The sequence below is a fragment of the Pseudomonas sp. M2(2023) genome, from assembly GCF_030263955.1.
GTDB lineage: Bacteria > Pseudomonadota > Gammaproteobacteria > Pseudomonadales > Pseudomonadaceae > Aquipseudomonas > Aquipseudomonas asiatica.
Map to the genome: position 1 here is coordinate 1042799 of NZ_CP127114.1, position 18493 is coordinate 1061291.

The following is an 18493-nucleotide window of genomic DNA, read 5'->3' on the forward strand; positions in this document are numbered from 1 at the left end:
TATGAGCCAGATGTTATCCACCGTCAGCGAGCAGCTCCTGGCCCCAGGCGGCTTGACCCTGGACAGCCTGCAGAGCGTGCTGGGTGAGTTGGCCGGCCCCGGCATCGACGCCGCCGACCTGTATTTCCAGGGGCAGATCTCGGAAACCTGGGCGCTGGAAGACGGCATCGTCAAAGAGGGCAGTTTCAACCTCGACCAGGGCGTGGGCGTGCGTGCCCAATCCGGTGAAAAGACCGGCTTTGCCTACAGCAACGCAATCAACCTCGAAGCGCTGACCTCGGCCGCCCGTGCCGCCCGTTCGATCTCGCGTGCCGGGCAGAACGGCAAGGTGCAGGCCTTCCGCAGCCAGGACGTGACCGCGCTTTACCCGGCGGACAACCCGCTGGATGTGCTCAGCCGTGCCGAAAAGGTCGAACTGCTCAAGCGTGTCGACGCCGCCACCCGCGCCCTTGACCCGCGTATCCAGCAGGTCAGTGTGAGCATGGCCGGGGTCTGGGAGCGCATCCTGATCGCTGCGGCCGATGGCAGCCTGGCCGCCGACGTGCGCCCGCTGGTGCGCTTCAACGTCAGCGTCATCGTCGAGCAGAATGGCCGCCGCGAGCGTGGCGGGCAGGGCGGTGGCGGGCGTACCGACTACCGCTTCTTCACCGAAGAGCGGGTCATGGGCTATGCCCGCGAAGCGCTGCGCCAGGCCCTGGTGAACCTGGAGGCGATCCCGGCACCGGCTGGTACCCTGCCGGTGGTGCTGGGTTCGGGCTGGTCGGGCGTGCTGCTGCACGAGGCTGTCGGCCATGGCCTGGAAGGTGACTTCAACCGCAAGGGCAGTTCGGCGTTCAGCGGCCGCATTGGCGAGAAAGTGGCGTCGAGCCTGTGCACCATTGTCGACGACGGCACCCTCGAAGGCCGCCGTGGCTCGCTGAGCGTGGATGACGAAGGCACCCCGACCGAGTGCACCACATTGATCGAGAACGGTGTGCTCAAGGGCTACATGCAGGACAAGCTGAATGCGCGCCTGATGGGCATGGCGGTGACCGGCAACGGCCGCCGCGAATCCTACGCGCACCTGCCGATGCCGCGCATGACCAACACCTACATGCGTGCGGGCGAAAGCGACCCGCAGGAAATCATCGCTTCGGTGAAGAAGGGTATCTACTGCGCCAACCTCGGCGGTGGCCAGGTGGACATTACCAGCGGCAAGTTCGTGTTCTCGACCAGTGAGGCCTACCTGATCGAAGACGGCAAGATTACCGCGCCGGTGAAGGGGGCGACCCTGATCGGCAATGGCCCGGAAGCGATGAGCCGGGTGTCGATGGTCGGTAACGACCTGGCGCTGGACAGCGGGGTAGGGACTTGCGGCAAGGACGGGCAGTCGGTGCCGGTGGGGGTCGGGCAGCCAACCTTGAAGCTGGATGCGATCACCGTGGGCGGTACAGGGGCGTGATGGCTTCGGGTGTGGGAGCGGGCTTGCCCGCTCCCACAGGGCCCCAGCCTGTCAGCGCAACCCGCGCTGCAGCTCGTCGAGATCGCGGATGTACTTGAACACCTTGCGCGCGGCGGCAGGCGGCTTGTTCCGCGCCTTCTCGTGCTGGGCATGGCGTACCAGCGAGCGCAGCTGCTGGCGGTCGGTGTCGGGGTATTCGTTGACGAAGCGTTCGAGGTCTTCGTCATTACCGTCGATCAACCGGTCGCGCCAGCGCTCCAGGCTGTGGAAGCGCTCGTTGTACTGGCGGGTCGAGCTGTCCATCTGTTCGAGCAGGGCGTGGATGGCATCCAGATCCTGCACGCGCATCAGCTTGCCGACAAACGACATGTGGCGTTTGCGGGCACCGTGAGCGGTGTGCTTGCTGGCTTCGGCCAGGGCCTTGCGCAGCTCGTCGGTCAACGGCAGGCGAGCCAGGGTATCGGCCTTGAGCGTGGTAAGGCGCTCGCCGAGTTCGACCAGCGCATGCAGCTCGCGCTTGATCTGGGTTTTGCTTTTTTCGCCGTCGAAGGCGTCGTCGTTTGAATCAACCATGGTGGCAGTCCGCTAGAAATCGCCGCCATGATAACCAGTCGGGGGCCGCTTGTCCGGCCCGGTCGTAGAATGACCCTCGCCGAACGCAGAATTTGAGTGGAGAGAACCATGAGTGCAGTCCAGAGCGTAGGTCCGAAGGACCTGCCAGCATTGCAGGAGCAGGTCGAGGCGATCATTGCCGAGGCGCGCCGCCAGGGGGCCAGTGCCTGCGAAGTGGCGGTGTCGCTGGAGCAGGGCCTGTCCACCACGGTACGTCAGCGAGAGGTCGAGACGGTCGAATTCAATCGCGACCAGGGCTTTGGCATCACCCTCTATGTGGGCCAGCGCAAAGGCTCGGCAAGCACCTCGGCCAGTGGTCCGGAAGCGATCCGCGAAACCGTCGCCGCGGCCTTGGCGATTGCCAGGCATACCTCCGAGGACGAATGTTCCGGCTTGGCCGACGCAGCGTTGATGGCCCGCGAGATCCCTGACCTGGACCTGTATCACGACTGGAACCTCGAGCCAGAGAAGGCCATCGAGATGGCCCTGGCCTGCGAGGCGGCGGCGTTCGACGCCGACCCGCGCATCCTCAATGCCGACGGCACCACCCTCAATACCCACCAGGGTTGCCGCGTGTATGGCAACAGCCATGGTTTCATCGGTGGCTACGCCTCGACCCGGCACAGCCTGAGCTGCGTGATGATCGCCGAAGGCGACGGCCAGATGCAGCGTGACTACTGGTACGACGTGAACCGCCAGGGCAACCTGCTGGCAGACCCGCGTAGCATCGGCGTGCGCGCTGCCCAGCGTGCCGCCAGCCGCCTGGGTGCGTGTCCGGTGCCGACCTGCGAGGTGCCGGTGCTGTTCTCGGCCGAGCTGGCAGGTGGCTTGTTCGGCAGCTTCCTGTCGGCCATCTCCGGCGGCAACCTGTACCGCAAGTCGTCGTTCCTGGAGGGGACCATCGGCCAGCGCCTGTTCCCCACCTGGCTGACCCTCGACGAGCGTCCGCACATTCCGCGGGCACTGGGCAGTGCCGCATTCGACGGTGACGGCCTTGCTACCTATGCCAAGCCGTTCGTCGACAAGGGTGAGCTGGTGTCGTACCTGCTGGGTACCTATTCCGGGCGCAAGCTGGGTTTGCCAAGCACTGCCAACGCTGGTGGTGTGCACAATCTGTTCGTCAGCCATGGTGTCGAAGACCAGGCGGCGCTGATCCGGCGTATGGGCCGTGGGCTGCTGGTGACCGAGTTGATGGGGCATGGCCTGAACATGGTGACGGGGGATTATTCCCGTGGCGCGGCAGGCTTCTGGGTCGAGAATGGCGAGATTCAGCACGCAGTGCAGGAAGTGACCATTGCCGGGAACATGAAAGACATGTTCCAGCAGATTGTCGCGATCGGCAGCGATCTTGAGACCCGAAGCAACATTCACACCGGGTCGGTGCTGATCGAGCGGATGACTGTGGCGGGTAGCTGATTCATAGCCTGTAGCGGCCTCTTCGCGGGTAAACCCGCTCCTACAGGAATCGCATAAGGCTCCAGTCTAATGCGATTCCTGTAGGAGCGGGTTTACCCGCGAAGAGGCCGTTGCAGGCACTACAGAATTTTCAATGAAACCGAAGACCCGGCCCCCATGCCGGGTTTTTTGTTTCATCATCTATCTTGAAGTGATTCTATTTATCACTTAATAATGAATATCATTAACCAGTAGCTCGGCGATGATGTTCATGAAACCCGTCCTCCGCGAACTGCCCTACCTGGAAAACTGGCGCTGGCTCAGCCGACGCATCCGCTGTGCGCTCGAGCCCGACGAACCGCGCCTGATCGAGCACTACTTGGCTGAAGGCCGCTACCTGGTGTGCTGTACCGAGACCTCTTCATGGACGGTGGCGCTGACTTCCTTCCGCCTGCTGCTGGATACCGCCTGCGACCGCATGCTGCCCTGGCATTGGCGCTGCTTGTGCCTGGACCAGGCCTGGCGCCCTCTGCTGGACCTGCGCAACCTCGACCGCGAGGCACAGAACCAGCGCTGGCAGCCCTACGCCATGCAGTTGGCCAATTGCCGCCTGCTGCCGTCGATTTCTCCCGATGAACTGATGCAAGGATTTGATGATGAGTGATACCCGTATCGAGCGTGACAGCATGGGCGAACTCCAGGTGCCGGCCCAGGCCCTGTACGGCGCCCAGACCCAACGCGCGGTCGACAATTTCCCGATCAGCGGCCAGCGCATGCCGGCCCAGTTCATTCGTGCACTACTGCTGGCCAAGGCTGCCGCGGCCAAGGCCAACGTCGAACTGGAACAGTTGTCGACCGCGCAAGGCCAGGCCATCGTAACGGCAGTCGAGCAACTCCTGGCGAGTGACTTCATCCAGCATTTCCCGGTGGATGTGTTCCAGACAGGCTCCGGAACCAGCTCGAATATGAACGCCAACGAGGTGATCGCCACACTGGCCAGTCGCGTGCTGGGTGAGGTCGTCAACGCCAACGACCACATCAACTGCGGCCAGAGCAGCAACGACATCATCCCCACCACGATTCACGTCAGCGCCGCCCTGGCCTTGCATGAGCAGCTACTGCCCGCCCTGGCGCATCTGGTGCAGGTGATCGAGGCCAAGTCGGCACAGGTGCATCAGTACGTGAAGACCGGCCGCACCCACCTGATGGACGCCATGCCGGTGCGCATGAGCCAGGTGCTGGATGGCTGGGCGGCGCAGATCGATGGCGCCAAGGCACACATCGAAGCTACCCTGCCGAGCCTGCAGGCCCTGGCCCAGGGCGGCACGGCCGTGGGTACCGGCATCAACGCCCACCCGCAATTCGCTGCTGTTTTCGCCCGCCAGCTCAGCGGCCTGACCCAGGTCGAGTTCACCCCCGGGCAGAACCTGTTCGCCCTGATCGGCTCGCAGGACACCGCAGTGGCCCTGTCCGGCCAGCTCAAGACTACCGCCGTGGCGCTCATGAAGATTGCCAACGACCTGCGCTGGATGAACTCTGGCCCGCTGGCCGGGCTGGGCGAAATCGAGCTGCAAGGCCTGCAGCCGGGCTCTTCGATCATGCCGGGCAAGGTCAACCCGGTGATTCCAGAGGCCACCGCCATGGTCGCCGCCCAAGTGATCGGCAATGACGCCACCATCGCCATCGCTGGCCAGTCCGGCAACTTCGAGCTGAACGTGATGCTGCCGGTGATCACCCGCAACCTGCTGGAGAGCATCGAGCTGATGGCCAACGTTAGCCGCCTGCTGGCCGACAAGGCCATCGCCAGCTTCAAGGTCAACGAAAGCAAGCTCAAGGAAGCCCTGGCACGCAACCCGATTCTGGTCACGGCGCTGAACCCGATCATCGGCTACCTCAAGGCCGCCGAAATCGCCAAGACCGCTTACAAGCAAGGCCGTCCGATCATCGACGTGGCGCTGGAGCACACCGACCTGTCGCGTGACCAGCTGGAAACGCTACTGGACCCGGAAAAACTCACCGCCGGTGGTATCTGACACTGAGTCACGGCCCAAGCGCCAGCGGTGGCCGCATTGGTCATCGCCCAACCCATGCCTACGGAATTCACTGATATGCCCCATAAGTTGCCTGCACTGCCTTACGCTTACGCTGCGCTGGAACCGCACATCGACGCGCAGACCATGGAAATCCACCACACCAAGCACCACCAGACCTACGTCACTGGCCTCAACGCCGCCATCGAAGGCACCGAGTGGGCTGAGTGGCCGGTGGAAAAACTGCTCGGCGCGGTCGGGCAACTGCCGGAAAACCTGCGTGGTGCGGTGACCAACCATGGCGGCGGGCACGCCAACCACAGCCTGTTCTGGACCGTGATGTCGCCGCAGGGTGGGGGAGAGCCGCAGGGCGCTCTGGCGCAGGCCATAGATGCCCAACTGGGCGGCTTCGATGCCTTCAAGGAGGCTTTCACCAAGGCTGCGCTGACCCGCTTCGGCAGTGGCTGGGCCTGGCTCAGCGTGACCCCGCAGAAAACCCTGGTAGTGGAAAGCAGCGGCAACCAGGACAGCCCGCTGATGCACGGCAACACGCCAATCCTCGGCCTGGACGTGTGGGAGCATGCCTATTACCTGAAGTACCAGAACCGTCGTCCGGAATACATCGGTGCCTTTTACAACGTCATTGACTGGGCGGAAGTGGAGCGCCGCTACCTCGAAACCCTGAGGTGAGTCTCCCCGGTATGCGCTACCAGATGATGTCCGTCAGCCGTGTGCGCCTGTTTCGCCTGTTTCGCATGACGCTTGGGACTTTGCTGTTGCTCGCAGGCACTGCATTGCTATTGGCGCGCGGCTTCGCCTGGTTGGACCTGGCCTGGCCCGCTTGGGGCTGTGCATCGGTTTGCGCCGGATGATGGGGTGTTCACCGGTTTCGCTGTGGGGGCGGCACATAACTCATTGAATTAGCGGGGGCTCTGTGGGAGCGGCTTTAGCCGCGAACACCGGCGCAGCCGGTGCCATGTACCGCGTTGGATTCTTCGCGGCTAAAGCCGCTCCCACAGGGTACGCGTACCGCTTGCGAATGGGCCAGCGAATTTCATTCGCCTTCGTCGAAGAAGTTGTTGATCAGCTCGACCAGCGCATCCATGGCATCAACGTCCTGCTCGCCTTCGGTATGCAGGTGCACCTGGGTGCCTTTGCCGGCCGCCAGCATCATCACCGCCATGATGCTCTTGCCATCCACCAGCTTGTCCGGCGCACGGCCAACCCTCACCTGGCAGGGGAAGCGGCCGGCAACGCCGACGAACTTGGCTGCCGCCCGGGCATGCAGACCCAGCTTGTTGATGATGGTGATTTCACGGGCGGGCATCGTGGGGCGGATCCTTGGGCTAGAGGTCGCGGTGGCGGACCTGGACGTTTTTCAGGGATTGCTGCAACAACTGGCCAAGGCGTTCGGTGATGTACACCGAGCGGTGGTGGCCGCCGGTGCAGCCAATGGCAATGGTGACGTAGGCACGGTTGCTGGCGGCGAAGCGGGGCAGCCACTTGAGCAGGTAGCTGGAAATGTCGTTGAACATCTCTTCGACATCCGGCTGTGCGGCCAGGTAGTCGATCACCGGTTGGTCGAGGCCGGAGTGCTCACGCAGCTCGGGCTTCCAGTAGGGGTTGGGCAGGCAGCGCACATCGAACACCAGGTCGGCATCGACCGGCATTCCGCGCTTGAAACCGAACGACTCGACCAGGAACGCGGTGCCAGGCTCTGGCTGGTTGAGCAGGCGCAGCTTGATCGAATCACGCAGCTGGTACAGGTTCAGGCTGGTGGTGTCGATCTTCAGGTCGGCCAGGTCTGCAATCGGCCCCAACAATTCGCTTTCCACCCGGATCGCTTCCGCGAGCGAGCGGTTGGCGTTGGTCAGCGGGTGGCGTCGGCGGGTTTCCGAGAAGCGCTTGAGCAGTACGTCTTCGTCGGCATCCAGGTACAGCACGTCGCACTGGATATGCCGGGCGCGGGCTTCTTCGAGCAACTCGGGAAAACGCGTCAGGTGGCTGGGCAAGTTGCGCGCGTCGATCGACACGGCGACCTTGGGTTGCTGCAACTCGGTGTTGATCAGCGCATTTTCCGCCAGTTGCGGCAGCAGCCCGGCGGGCAGGTTGTCAATGCAGTAGAAACCGTTGTCTTCCAGGACATCGAGGGCGGTGCTCTTGCCGGAGCCGGACCGGCCGCTGACGATGATCAGGCGCATGTTCAGTGCTCGTTCTGTACGTCCAGGACAACCTGGAACAGGGCCTCGCTGCTGGTGGCCGCACGCAGGCGATCACGGACCTCCTTGCGATCGAGCATGCTGGCAATCTGGCGCAGCAATTCCAGATGGGCATCGGTGGCGGCTTCTGGCACCAACAGGACGAACAGCAGGTCCACCGGCGCGCCATCGATGGCGTCGTAGTCGATAGGCGCTTCCAGGTGCAGCAGGGCGCTGACCGGAGCGGAACATCCTTCAAGCCGGCAGTGCGGGATGGCGATGCCGTTGCCGAAACCGGTCGAACCGAGTTTTTCCCGGGCGACCAGTTTTTCGAAGACGTCCTGCATCTCCAGTTCGGGCACTTGTTCGGCGATGACGGTGGCGACCTTTTCCAGGGCGCGCTTCTTGCTGCCGCCCGGCACGTTCACGAGGGAACGGCCGGGGGTCAGGATGGTTTCAAGTCGGATCATGGATGAGGGGGATCAGCGGGCAGCTGCACCTTGCAGCAGGCTTTGCTGTTTTTCCTTGTGTTTTTTCAGTTGGCGGTCGAGCTTGTCGGCCAAGGCGTCGATCGCTGCATACATGTCTTCGTGTTCGGCGTTGGCAACCACTTCGCCGCCGGGAATCTGCAAGGTCGCCTCGACCTTCTGCTGCAGCTTCTCGACTTTCATGATGACCTGCACGTTGGTGATCTTGTCGAAGTGACTTTCCACGCGAGCGAGCTTTTCAAGCACATAATCGCGCAGTGGCTGGGTGACTTCTACATGCTGTCCACTGATATTGACTTGCATACAGCTTCTCCTTTGTTGCCCGTGCATAAAGAGGCAGGTCTTGCACCTGCCCCACAAACGCTGTGGCACATCTCAGGGGCTACATCAGTCGCTTGCGCTCGCTCGACGGTGCGATGCCGAGAGACTCGCGGTACTTGGCGACGGTGCGACGGGCTACCTGGATGCCTTGTGCCTCCAGTAAACCAGCGATCTTGCTGTCACTCAATGGCTTTTTCTGATTTTCCGCCGCAACCAGTTTCTTGATGATCGCGCGGATAGCCGTAGACGAGCATTCTCCGCCCTCGGAGGTGCTGACGTGGCTGGAGAAAAAGTATTTCAGTTCGTAGATGCCACGCGGGGTGTGCATGTATTTCTGCGTGGTTACCCGCGAAATGGTCGACTCGTGCATGCCCACCGCTTCGGCGATGTCATGCAGCACCAAGGGCTTCATCGCTTCGTCGCCGTGGTCGAGGAAGCCGCGTTGATGCTCGACGATCTGCGTGGCCACTTTCATCAGGGTTTCGTTGCGGCTTTGCAGGCTCTTGATGAACCAGCGCGCTTCCTGCAGCTGGTTGCGCATGAAGGTGTTGTCGGCACTGGTGTCGGCTCGGCGCACAAAGCCAGCGTACTGCGGGTTTACGCGCAGCCGCGGAATGGCCTCCTGGTTCAGCTCCACCAGCCAGCGGTCGCTGTCCTTGCGTACGATGACGTCGGGCACCACGTACTCAGGCTCGCTGGACTCGATCTGCGAGCCGGGGCGCGGGTTGAGGCTTTGTACCAGCTCGATGACCTGGCGCAGCTCGTCTTCCTTGATTTTCATGCGACGCATCAGCTGGCTGTAGTCACGGCTGCCGAGCAGGTCGATGAAGTCGGTGACCAGGCGCTTGGCTTCTGTCATCCACGGGGTGCTGGCAGGCAGCTGGCGCAATTGCAGCAACAGGCATTCGCCAAGGGTGCGTGCGGCAACGCCGGCTGGCTCGAATTGCTGGATGCGGTGCAGTACCGCTTCGACCTCGTCCAGCTCGATATCCAGCTCCGGGTCGAAACCTGCGCAGATCTCTTCGAGGGTATCTTCCAGGTAGCCCTGGCCGTTGATGCTGTCGATCAGTGTAACGGCGATCAGGCGGTCGGTGTCGGACATCGGAGCCAGGTTCAGCTGCCACAACAGGTGGCTTTGCAGGCTCTCACCGGCCGATGTGCGGGTGGTGAAGTCCCACTCGTCGTCGTCGTTGCTTGGCAGGCTGCTGGCACTGGTCTGGTAGATGTCTTCCCAGGCGGTGTCGACCGGCAGCTCGTTGGGGATGCGCTCGCTCCATTCACCGTCTTCCAGAGTGTCGGCACTGGTGGTGCTTTCCTGGAAGCTGTTGTCCTGGACTTCGGCGACCGGCTTGTTTTCGGCGTTGTCCGCCATCGGATCGCTGTTGTCGAAGTCGTCGCCGTCTTCCTGACGTTCGAGCATCGGGTTCGACTCCAGCGCTTCCTGGATTTCCTGTTGGAGGTCCAGGGTGGAGAGCTGGAGCAGGCGGATGGCCTGTTGCAACTGAGGTGTCATCGTCAGTTGCTGGCCCATTTTAAGGACGAGCGATGGTTTCATGGCTGGGGCTTAATACCTTGTTCGCCGGCGCGCATGCGCCATCCACTACACGAGGGCGCCGGGGCGCCAGATCAAGCAAGTTTTATGCCTTAAATTGTAGCGTTTGCCTAGAGTACCGTAACACTTTACCCCGGGTTTCAGGGCGATTTGCCAGTACTCCAGGCGCGTGCCAGGCTCAGAGTCGGAACTCGTGGCCCAGGTAAACTTCTTTGACCAGGTCGTTGGCCAGGATGGTTTCAGCGTCGCCTTCGGCGATCAGTCGGCCATCATTGACGATATAGGCGGTTTCGCAGATATCCAGGGTCTCACGCACATTGTGGTCGGTGATCAGTACACCGATGCCCTTGGCCTTGAGGTGGTGGATGATCTGCTTGATGTCACCGACCGAAATCGGGTCGACACCGGCAAACGGTTCGTCCAGCAGGATGAACTTGGGTGCGGTCGCCAGCGCGCGGGCAATTTCCACGCGGCGGCGCTCACCACCGGACAGGCTCATGCCGAGGTTGTCGCGAATGTGGCTGATGTGGAACTCCTGCAGCAGGCTTTCCAGCTCTTTGCGCCGGCCGTCGCGGTCGAGGTCCTTGCGGGTCTCGAGGATGGCCATGATGTTGTCGGCCACCGACAGCTTGCGGAAGATCGAGGCTTCTTGCGGAAGATAGCCGATGCCGGCGCGGGCGCGACCGTGCATGGGCTGGTGGCTGACATCGAGGTTGTCGATCAGCACGCGCCCCTGATCGGCCTGGACCAGGCCGACAATCATGTAGAAGCAGGTGGTCTTGCCGGCGCCGTTGGGGCCGAGCAGGCCGACGATCTGGCCGCTGTCGATCGACAGGCTGACGTCGCGTACGACTTGCCGCCCCTTGTAGCTCTTGGCCAGGTGCTGGGCTTTGAGGGTTGCCATTTACTCGGCCTTCTTCTTGGGCTGGATCACCATGTCGATACGCTGACGCGGCGAGGTCACGTTGCCACCACGACCGGCGGTCGCCACCTGGGTCTGGGTGTTGTAGACGATCTTCTCGCCTTCGGTGGTGTTGCCTTCGCTCTCGACCTTGGCGCGGTCGGTGAGGATGACCATGTCCTTCTGCGACTGGTACTGGATGGTCACCGCCCAGCCTTTCATCTTGTCTGGCTTGGCTGCGCTCTGCTGTTGCTCGAAGTAGGCCAGGTTGCCCACCGAGGTCACCACGTCGATGTCGCCGGAGGCGGAACGGGTGATGGTCACGGTGTTGCCTTTGATCATCATCGAACCCTGGGTGATGATCACGTCGCCGGTGTAGGTGGCCACGCCCTGCTTGTCGTCCAGGTGGGCGTTGTCGGCCTGGATGCGGATAGGCTGGTCACGGTCATTCGGCAGGGCGAGGGCGCTCGCGCTTCCCAGTGCTGCGCTCAGGCTGAGCAAAAGGGGGAGGGTTTTAACGAGCCTCATACTGTCCTCTTACGTTAGAGAGCAAGTCCATCTTGCCTTCTTTCAAATACGCTTTCATACCTTTGCCCGTAGTTGTGCCACCGGCGCCGTCGATTCTAACGGCTTGCTCGGTCTGCGCATATTGCTTCTGCGGGAACACGGTCATGCGTGTGCTGGTAATGATCATTTCACGCTGCTTTTCGTCGGTGCGGGCGACCCGTACGTTGTCGATCAGTTCGACTTCGCTGCCGTCCGGGTTGACCTCGGCGCGGGTGCTCTGTACGTGCCACGGGTATTCGGTACCGCGGTACAGGTGCAGGTCCGGCGTGGTCAGCAGGGTGATTTCGCTGGCTTTCAGGTGTTCGACCTTGTCAGCGGTCATTTCGTACTGCAGCTTGCCGTCGGGCAGGAACTGCACGCTGTGGGCGTTGACCGCGTAGTAGTCGATGGCGCTTTCGTCGACCTGGGCCACAGGTTTGTCGAGGAAGCTTTCCGGGCTGACATTCCAGTAGCCGATCGCCACCAGCAGGGCGGCGATCACTGCGAGCAGCGTAATGTTGCGGGCTTTCTTGCTGAACATGGGCAGCCTTACAGGTAGTTGGCGTTGGCAGCGTCCAGGGTGCCCTGGGCCTGCATGATCAGTTCGCAGAATTCACGGGCCGCGCCTTCGCCGCCACGTGCCTGGGTCACGCCATGTGCGTGCTGGCGAACGAACGGCGCGGCGTTGGCCACCGCCATGCCCAGGGCGACCCGGCGGATCACCGGCAGGTCGGGCAGGTCGTCGCCAAGGTAGGCCACTTCATCATAGCTCAGGCCCAGTTCGGCGAGCAGGCCGTCCAGCACCACCAGTTTGTCTTCGCGGCCCTGATACAGGTGCGGGATGCCGAGGTTCTTCGCCCGGCGCTCGACCACCGGGGTCTTGCGCCCGCTGATGATAGCGGTGGTCACGCCCGAGGCCATGAGCATCTTGATGCCCTGGCCGTCGAGGGTGTTGAAGGTCTTGAACTCGCTGCCGTCCTCGAGGAAGTACAGGCGCCCGTCGGTGAGCACGCCGTCCACGTCGAACACTGCCAGCTTGATGTGCTTGCCGCGTTGCATGAGGTTCTGGTTCATTCCATCGCTCTCTTACATCACGCCGGCGCGCAGCAGGTCGTGCATGTTCAGGGCGCCGGTGGGGCGGTCCTCGCGGTCCACCACCACCAGGGCGTTGATCTTGTGGTCTTCCATGATCTTCAGTGCCTCGGCCGCGAGCATTTCGGCGCGGGCCGTCTTGCCGTGCACGGTCATGACCTGGTCGATCAGGGTGGTGTGGATGTCGATGTTGCGGTCCAGGCTGCGGCGCAGGTCGCCGTCGGTGAAGATCCCGGCCAGCTTGCCGTCGGCTTCGACGATCACGGTCATGCCCAGGCTTTTTCGGGACATTTCAAGGAGCGCGTCCTTGAGCAGGGTACCGCGGGGCACCTGGGGCAGTTCGTCGCCAGCGTGCATCACGTTCTCCACCTTGAGTAGCAAGCGGCGGCCCAGTGCACCACCCGGGTGCGAGAAGGCAAAGTCCTCGGCGGTGAAACCGCGGGCTTCGAGCAGGGCAATGGCCAGCGCGTCGCCCAGCACCAGCGATGCGGTGGTGGAGGAGGTGGGGGCCAGGTTCAGCGGGCAGGCCTCTTGCTCGACGCGGGCGTCGAGGTTGACCTCGGCAGCCTGGGCCAGGGGCGAGTCCGGGTTGCCGGTCAGGCTGATCAGCTTGATGCCCAGGCGCTTGATCAGCGGCAGCAGGGTGACGATTTCGGCAGTGCTGCCGGAATTCGACAGGGCAAGGATGACATCATCGCGGGTGATCATGCCCATGTCGCCATGGCTGGCTTCGGCCGGGTGCACGAAAAACGCCGGTGTACCAGTGCTTGCCAGGGTGGCGGCGATCTTGTTGCCGATGTGCCCGGACTTGCCCATGCCGACCACGACGACCCGGCCCTTGCTGGCCAGGATCAGTTCGCAGGCCTTGACGAAATTTTCGTCGATGCGCGCCAGCAGGCCCTCTACGGCCTCGAGTTCCAGGCGCAGGGTGCGTTGTGCGGATTGGATCAGCTCGCTGGATTGGCTCATGTCGAAAAAGCAATGCCTGATGAAAAGGCGGCGATTATAGCTGCAATGAAAGAAACCCTCACGCTTTCGATTGCCGGGGTGAATGTCTCGCCAGCCTGTCGCAGGGCTGAACGACTCGCTAGCCGACCTTGGGGCGGCGCTGTCAGCGGTGCTATAGTTCGCCGCTATTCGGCCTGCCAGGGGCGCTTGTGCCTTCCAGATGGAGGCCGACGTCCATTAGGACGAGGCTGCACTAGCAAGGAGTCTAGATGAGTGTGGATAGCGCCTACGCGGTCGAGTTGAAGGGGGTTACCTTCAAACGTGGTTCGCGCAGCATTTTCAGCAACGTCGACATTCGCATCCCGCGCGGCAAGGTCACCGGCATCATGGGGCCATCGGGTTGCGGCAAGACCACGTTGCTCCGCCTGATGGGCGCGCAGTTGCGCCCCTCCAGCGGTGAGGTCTGGGTTGCCGGGCAGAACCTGCCGACGTTGTCGCGCAGCGACCTGTTCGACGCCCGCAAGCAAATGGGGGTGCTGTTCCAGAGCGGCGCGCTGTTCACCGATCTCGATGTGTTCGAGAACGTCGCGTTCCCGCTGCGCGTGCATACCCAGCTGTCGGATGAGATGATCCGCGATATCGTTCTGATGAAGCTGCAGGCCGTGGGGCTGCGCGGTGCCATCGACCTGATGCCCGACGAGCTGTCCGGTGGCATGAAGCGCCGTGTGGCCTTGGCCCGGGCGATTGCCCTCGACCCGCAGATCCTCATGTACGACGAGCCGTTCGTCGGCCAGGACCCGATCGCCATGGGTGTATTGGTGCGTCTGATCCGCCTGCTCAACGACGCCTTGGGTATCACCAGCATCGTCGTTTCCCACGACCTGGCGGAAACCGCCAGCATCGCCGACTACATCTATGTCGTAGGTGATGGCCAGGTGCTGGGCCAGGGGACGCCTGACGAGCTGATGGGCTCGGACAACCCGCGGATTCGCCAGTTCATGAAGGGCGACCCGGACGGCCCGGTGCCTTTCCATTTCCCTGCGCCTGACTACCGCGCCGACCTGCTGGGAGCGCGTTGATGCGCAGAAAATCCTTACTCGAACGTGTCCGCCTGCTGGGACGCTCGGCCATCGACGTGCTGGCGGTGCTGGGGCGCTCCTGCCTGTTCCTGTTCCATGCGCTGATCGGCCGTGGCGGCATCGGCGGCGGCTTCCAGCTGCTGACCAAGCAGCTGTATTCGGTGGGCGTGCTGTCGCTGGCGATCATCGTCGTGTCCGGGGTGTTCATCGGCATGGTGCTGGCGCTACAGGGCTTCAGCATCCTGACCAAGTACGGCTCGGAGCAGGCGGTGGGGCAGATGGTCGCCCTGACCCTGCTGCGTGAGCTCGGCCCGGTGGTGACGGCGTTGCTGTTCGCCGGCCGTGCCGGTTCGGCGCTGACCGCAGAAATCGGCAACATGAAGTCCACCGAGCAGTTGTCGAGCCTTGAAATGATCGGCGTCGACCCGCTCAAGTACATCGTCGCGCCGCGCCTGTGGGCCGGTTTCATCTCGCTGCCGTTGCTGGCGCTGATTTTCAGCGTGGTCGGCATCTGGGGTGGCTCGTGGGTGGCGGTGGACTGGCTGGGCGTCTACGAGGGCTCGTTCTGGGCCAACATGCAGAACAGTGTTTCGTTCACGGACGATGTGCTCAACGGGCTGATCAAGAGCCTGGTATTTGCCTTCGTCACGACCTGGATCGCCGTATTCCAGGGGTACGACTGTGAGCCCACCTCAGAAGGGATCAGCCGTGCCACCACCAAGACCGTGGTCTATGCCTCGTTGGCAGTGCTGGGTCTGGACTTTATTCTGACCGCCTTGATGTTTGGAGATTTCTGATGCAAAACCGCACCCTGGAAATCGGTGTCGGCCTGTTCCTTCTGGCCGGGATCCTGGCGCTGCTGCTGCTGGCCCTGCGTGTCAGCGGGCTGTCGGCCAGCCCGAGCAGCGATACCTATAAAGTTTATGCCTACTTCGACAATATCGCCGGTTTGACGGTCAGAGCTAAAGTGACCATGGCCGGTGTGACCATCGGCAAGGTTACCGCCATCGATCTGGACCGCGATTCCTACACCGGTCGGGTGACGCTGCAGCTGGACAAGTCGGTGGACAACCTGCCGACCGACTCCACTGCCTCGATCCTGACCGCCGGGTTGCTTGGCGAGAAGTACATCGGCATCAGCGTGGGCGGTGAGGACCAGGTGCTCAAGGACGGCGGGACCATCCACGACACCCAGTCGGCACTGGTGCTGGAAGATCTGATTGGCAAGTTCCTGCTCAACTCCGTTGGCAAGGAACCGAAAGAAGCGCAACCGGCTAATTAAGGAGTTTCCATGATTTCCATCCTGCGACGTGGCCTGCTGGTCCTGCTGGCGGCCTTCCCCCTGCTGACCGTGGCTGCGCAGACGCCACACGATGTGGTTCAGGGCACCACCACTGAACTGCTGGGCGACCTCAAGGCCAACAAGGAACAGTACAAGTCCAACCCCAATGCCTTCTATGATGCGCTGAACCGCATCCTCGGCCCGGTGGTGGACGCTGACGGTATTTCCAAGAGCATCATGACCGTCAAGTACTCGCGCAAGGCCACCCCCGAGCAGATGCAGCGCTTCCAGGAAAACTTCAAGCGCAGCCTGATGCAGTTCTATGGCAATGCCCTGCTCGAGTACAACAACCAGGGCATCACCGTCGACCCGGCCAAGGCTGATGACGGCAAGCGCGCCAGCGTTGGCATGAAGGTCACCGGCAACAACGGTGCCGTGTATCCAGTGCAGTACACCCTGGAGAACATCGGTGGCGAGTGGAAGGTGCGCAACGTGATCGTCAACGGCATCAACATCGGCAAGCTGTTCCGCGACCAGTTCGCCGACGCCATGCAGCGCAATGGCAACGACCTGGACAAGACCATCGACGGCTGGGCCGGCGAAGTGGCCAAGGCCAAGCAGGCCGCCGACAACTCGCCGGAGAAGACCGTCAAATGAGTGAGGCCGGTGTAAGCATGGCCGAGCCGGGCGTGTTGCGCCTGGCCGGCGTGCTGGACTACCGCAGCGGGCCGGTCCTGCGCAAGCAGGGCAAGGCGCTGATCGCGGCCTGCCGCGAGGCGCAGCTGGTGCTCGATTGTTCGGCAGTGCAGCGTTCCACCAGTGTCGGCCTGTCGTTGCTGCTGGCCTTCATGCGCGATGCCCAGGCCGCAGGCAAGGGTTGCCAGGTGCGCAGCATGCCGGACGACATGCGGGAAATTGCCGAGGTCTATGATCTCGATGAAGTGCTGGCAACCTGATGGCCCGGCACGGATGATGGCCCCTCGGTCAGTGAAGCCCTCGTTGGGCTTCGCAGGCGAGGGGCTTTTTTGTATGATGGCCGACCCGTGCGCATCGGGCGCCGATTGAGGTTGAGCATGCAGGCCGTAGAAGTTAAAAGCTTCCTTGAAGAGAAATTGCCGGGTTCCCGGGTCGAAGTTGAAGGCGAAGGCTGCAACTTCCAGTTGAACGTGATCAGCGACGAGTTGGCTGGCCTGAGCCCGGTCAAACGCCAGCAGGCGATCTATGCTCACCTGAATCCGTGGATCGCCAATGGCAGCATCCATGCGGTAACCATGAAATTTTTCAGCAGCGCAGCCTGGGCTGAGCGCACCTGAGCCAACGTGGCGGCGAGATTCCAATGGACAAACTGATTATTACTGGCGGCGCTTGCCTTGATGGCGAGATCCGCATTTCGGGCGCGAAGAACGCAGCCCTGCCGATTCTGGCGGCGACCCTGCTGGCCGACGGCCCGGTCACCGTGGGCAACCTGCCGCACCTGCACGACATCACCACCATGATCGAGCTCTTCGGCCGCATGGGCATCGAGCCGGTGATCGACGAAAAGCTGGCTGTCGAGATCGACCCTCGCACCATCAAGACACTGGTTGCACCTTACGAGCTGGTCAAGACCATGCGCGCCTCGATTCTGGTGCTGGGCCCGATGGTTGCCCGTTTCGGCGAGGCCGAAGTGGCCCTGCCTGGCGGTTGCGCCATTGGTTCGCGCCCGGTCGACCTGCACATCCGTGGCCTCGAGGCCATGGGCGCGAAGATCGAAGTCGAAGGCGGCTACATCAAGGCCAAGGCACCTGAGGGTGGCCTGCGCGGTGCGCACTTCTTCTTCGACACCGTCAGCGTGACCGGTACCGAGAACATCATGATGGCCGCTGCCCTGGCCAAGGGCCGCAGCGTGCTGCAGAACGCCGCGCGCGAGCCGGAAGTGGTCGACCTGGCCAACTTCATCAACGCCATGGGCGGCAAGGTCCAGGGCGCTGGTACCGACACCATCGTCATCGATGGCGTCGAGCGCCTGCACTCGGCCAACTACCGCGTGATGCCGGACCGTATCGAGACCGGTACCTACCTGGTTGCCGCTGCCGTGACCGGCGGCCGCGTCAAGGTCAAGGACACCGACCCGACCATCCTTGAAGCCGTACTGGAAAAACTCAAGGAAGCCGGCGCCGACATCAACACTGGCGAAGACTGGATCGAGCTGGACATGCACGGCAAGCGGCCGAAAGCCGTCAACCTGCGTACCGCCCCTTACCCGGCGTTCCCGACCGACATGCAGGCGCAGTTCATCTCGCTCAACGCCATTGCCGAAGGCACCGGTGCAGTGATCGAGACGATCTTCGAAAACCGCTTCATGCACGTCTACGAAATGCACCGCATGGGCGCGCAGATTCAGGTCGAAGGCAACACTGCCATCGTCACTGGCGTCAAGGCGCTGAAGGGTGCCCCGGTAATGGCCACCGACCTGCGTGCTTCCGCCAGCCTGGTGCTGTCGGCGCTGGTAGCCGAAGGCGATACCCTGATCGATCGCATCTACCACATCGACCGTGGTTACGAGTGCATCGAAGAAAAACTGCAGATGCTGGGCGCGAAGATCCGTCGCGTACCGGGCTAGTCGTCT

The 18493-nt window shown here is 62.5% G+C and carries 23 protein-coding genes; 12 read left to right on the forward strand and 11 right to left on the reverse strand.

Annotated features, from left to right (window positions below):
* The first annotated feature begins 1 nt into the window (after position 1).
* On the forward strand, positions 2-1441 hold the full coding sequence (tldD, locus tag QN085_RS04820; protein WP_024086333.1) for a metalloprotease TldD: 1440 nt from the start codon (positions 2-4) through the stop codon (positions 1439-1441).
* 51 nt (positions 1442-1492) lie between these two features.
* Here tldD and yjgA read toward each other — a convergent pair whose 3' ends face one another.
* Positions 1493-2014 (reverse strand): ribosome biogenesis factor YjgA, encoded by a 522-nt coding sequence (gene yjgA / locus QN085_RS04825; protein WP_003255152.1) that lies wholly within the window; start codon positions 2012-2014, stop codon positions 1493-1495.
* Between the two features lie 108 nt (positions 2015-2122).
* Here yjgA and pmbA point away from each other — a divergent pair, with 108 nt between their 5' ends.
* From pmbA to QN085_RS04845, 4 genes are all read left to right on the forward strand, one after another.
* On the forward strand, positions 2123-3469 hold the full coding sequence (gene pmbA / locus QN085_RS04830; protein ID WP_013971071.1) for a metalloprotease PmbA: 1347 nt from the start codon (positions 2123-2125) through the stop codon (positions 3467-3469).
* Between the two features lie 241 nt (positions 3470-3710).
* Positions 3711-4112, forward strand: a complete 402-nt coding sequence (locus QN085_RS04835; protein ID WP_013971072.1) for a hypothetical protein — start codon at positions 3711-3713, stop codon at positions 4110-4112.
* Positions 4105-5481, forward strand: a complete 1377-nt coding sequence (locus QN085_RS04840) for a class II fumarate hydratase (RefSeq protein WP_041506245.1) — start codon at positions 4105-4107, stop codon at positions 5479-5481. Before QN085_RS04835 ends, QN085_RS04840 begins: the two co-directional genes overlap by 8 nt.
* Before the next feature lie 75 nt (positions 5482-5556).
* Positions 5557-6168 (forward strand): superoxide dismutase, encoded by a 612-nt coding sequence (locus QN085_RS04845; protein WP_031324295.1) that lies wholly within the window; start codon positions 5557-5559, stop codon positions 6166-6168.
* A 364-nt stretch (positions 6169-6532) separates the two neighbouring features.
* On the opposite strand, the gene QN085_RS04850 is transcribed toward QN085_RS04845, so the two are convergent.
* The 10 genes from QN085_RS04850 to QN085_RS04895 all read right to left on the reverse strand — a co-directional run bounded on the left by QN085_RS04850 (position 6533) and on the right by QN085_RS04895 (position 13545).
* Positions 6533-6805 carry an HPr family phosphocarrier protein gene (locus tag QN085_RS04850; RefSeq protein ID WP_023660775.1) on the reverse strand — a complete coding sequence of 91 codons (273 nt, stop codon included), beginning with the start codon at positions 6803-6805 and terminating at the stop codon, positions 6533-6535.
* A gap of 19 nt (positions 6806-6824) precedes the next feature.
* Positions 6825-7679, reverse strand: coding sequence for an RNase adapter RapZ (rapZ, locus tag QN085_RS04855; protein ID WP_013971076.1), 855 nt, complete (start codon positions 7677-7679; stop codon positions 6825-6827).
* Positions 7680-7681: 2 nt separating this feature from the next.
* A complete protein-coding gene (gene ptsN / locus QN085_RS04860; protein WP_015269060.1) occupies positions 7682-8146 on the reverse strand; it encodes a PTS IIA-like nitrogen regulatory protein PtsN in 465 nt (154 codons plus the stop codon).
* A gap of 12 nt (positions 8147-8158) precedes the next feature.
* The gene (hpf, locus tag QN085_RS04865) at positions 8159-8467 is read right to left on the reverse strand and encodes a ribosome hibernation-promoting factor, HPF/YfiA family (RefSeq protein ID WP_003255135.1); all 309 of its coding nucleotides are present in this window, start codon (positions 8465-8467) and stop codon (positions 8159-8161) included.
* 79 nt (positions 8468-8546) lie between these two features.
* Positions 8547-10040, reverse strand: a complete 1494-nt coding sequence (locus tag QN085_RS04870) for an RNA polymerase factor sigma-54 (protein ID WP_023660774.1) — start codon at positions 10038-10040, stop codon at positions 8547-8549.
* A 175-nt stretch (positions 10041-10215) separates the two neighbouring features.
* A complete protein-coding gene (lptB, locus tag QN085_RS04875; protein WP_003257916.1) occupies positions 10216-10941 on the reverse strand; it encodes an LPS export ABC transporter ATP-binding protein in 726 nt (241 codons plus the stop codon).
* A complete protein-coding gene (gene lptA / locus QN085_RS04880) occupies positions 10942-11466 on the reverse strand; it encodes a lipopolysaccharide transport periplasmic protein LptA (RefSeq protein WP_023660773.1) in 525 nt (174 codons plus the stop codon).
* Positions 11453-12025: an LPS export ABC transporter periplasmic protein LptC gene (gene lptC / locus QN085_RS04885; RefSeq protein WP_013971080.1), complete on the reverse strand. Its 573-nt coding sequence runs from the start codon at positions 12023-12025 to the stop codon at positions 11453-11455. Before lptC ends, lptA begins: the two co-directional genes overlap by 14 nt.
* A gap of 8 nt (positions 12026-12033) precedes the next feature.
* Entirely contained in the window at positions 12034-12558 is a 525-nt protein-coding gene (locus tag QN085_RS04890; protein ID WP_013971081.1) for a KdsC family phosphatase, read from the reverse strand.
* Positions 12559-12570: 12 nt separating this feature from the next.
* On the reverse strand, positions 12571-13545 hold the full coding sequence (locus QN085_RS04895; RefSeq protein ID WP_013971082.1) for a KpsF/GutQ family sugar-phosphate isomerase: 975 nt from the start codon (positions 13543-13545) through the stop codon (positions 12571-12573).
* Positions 13546-13793: 248 nt separating this feature from the next.
* On the opposite strand from QN085_RS04895, the gene QN085_RS04900 reads away from it, so the two are divergent.
* From QN085_RS04900 to murA, 7 genes are all read left to right on the forward strand, one after another.
* Complete coding sequence (locus QN085_RS04900; RefSeq protein WP_012270662.1) at positions 13794-14603, forward strand: ATP-binding cassette domain-containing protein; 810 nt, start codon at positions 13794-13796, stop codon at positions 14601-14603.
* Entirely contained in the window at positions 14603-15400 is a 798-nt protein-coding gene (gene mlaE, locus QN085_RS04905; protein WP_013971083.1) for a lipid asymmetry maintenance ABC transporter permease subunit MlaE, read from the forward strand. Before QN085_RS04900 ends, mlaE begins: the two co-directional genes overlap by 1 nt.
* A complete protein-coding gene (mlaD, locus tag QN085_RS04910) occupies positions 15400-15885 on the forward strand; it encodes an outer membrane lipid asymmetry maintenance protein MlaD (RefSeq protein WP_003257921.1) in 486 nt (161 codons plus the stop codon). Before mlaE ends, mlaD begins: the two co-directional genes overlap by 1 nt.
* A 9-nt stretch (positions 15886-15894) precedes the next feature.
* On the forward strand, positions 15895-16542 hold the full coding sequence (locus QN085_RS04915; RefSeq protein ID WP_003257922.1) for an MlaC/ttg2D family ABC transporter substrate-binding protein: 648 nt from the start codon (positions 15895-15897) through the stop codon (positions 16540-16542).
* Positions 16539-16841, forward strand: coding sequence for an STAS domain-containing protein (locus tag QN085_RS04920; protein WP_015269065.1), 303 nt, complete (start codon positions 16539-16541; stop codon positions 16839-16841). The genes QN085_RS04915 and QN085_RS04920 overlap by 4 nt, the downstream gene beginning before the upstream one ends.
* Positions 16842-16958: 117 nt before the next feature.
* On the forward strand, positions 16959-17198 hold the full coding sequence (locus QN085_RS04925) for a BolA family protein (RefSeq protein ID WP_003255121.1): 240 nt from the start codon (positions 16959-16961) through the stop codon (positions 17196-17198).
* Between the two features lie 23 nt (positions 17199-17221).
* Entirely contained in the window at positions 17222-18487 is a 1266-nt protein-coding gene (gene murA, locus QN085_RS04930) for a UDP-N-acetylglucosamine 1-carboxyvinyltransferase (protein ID WP_013971085.1), read from the forward strand.
* Positions 18488-18493: the final 6 nt, after the last annotated feature.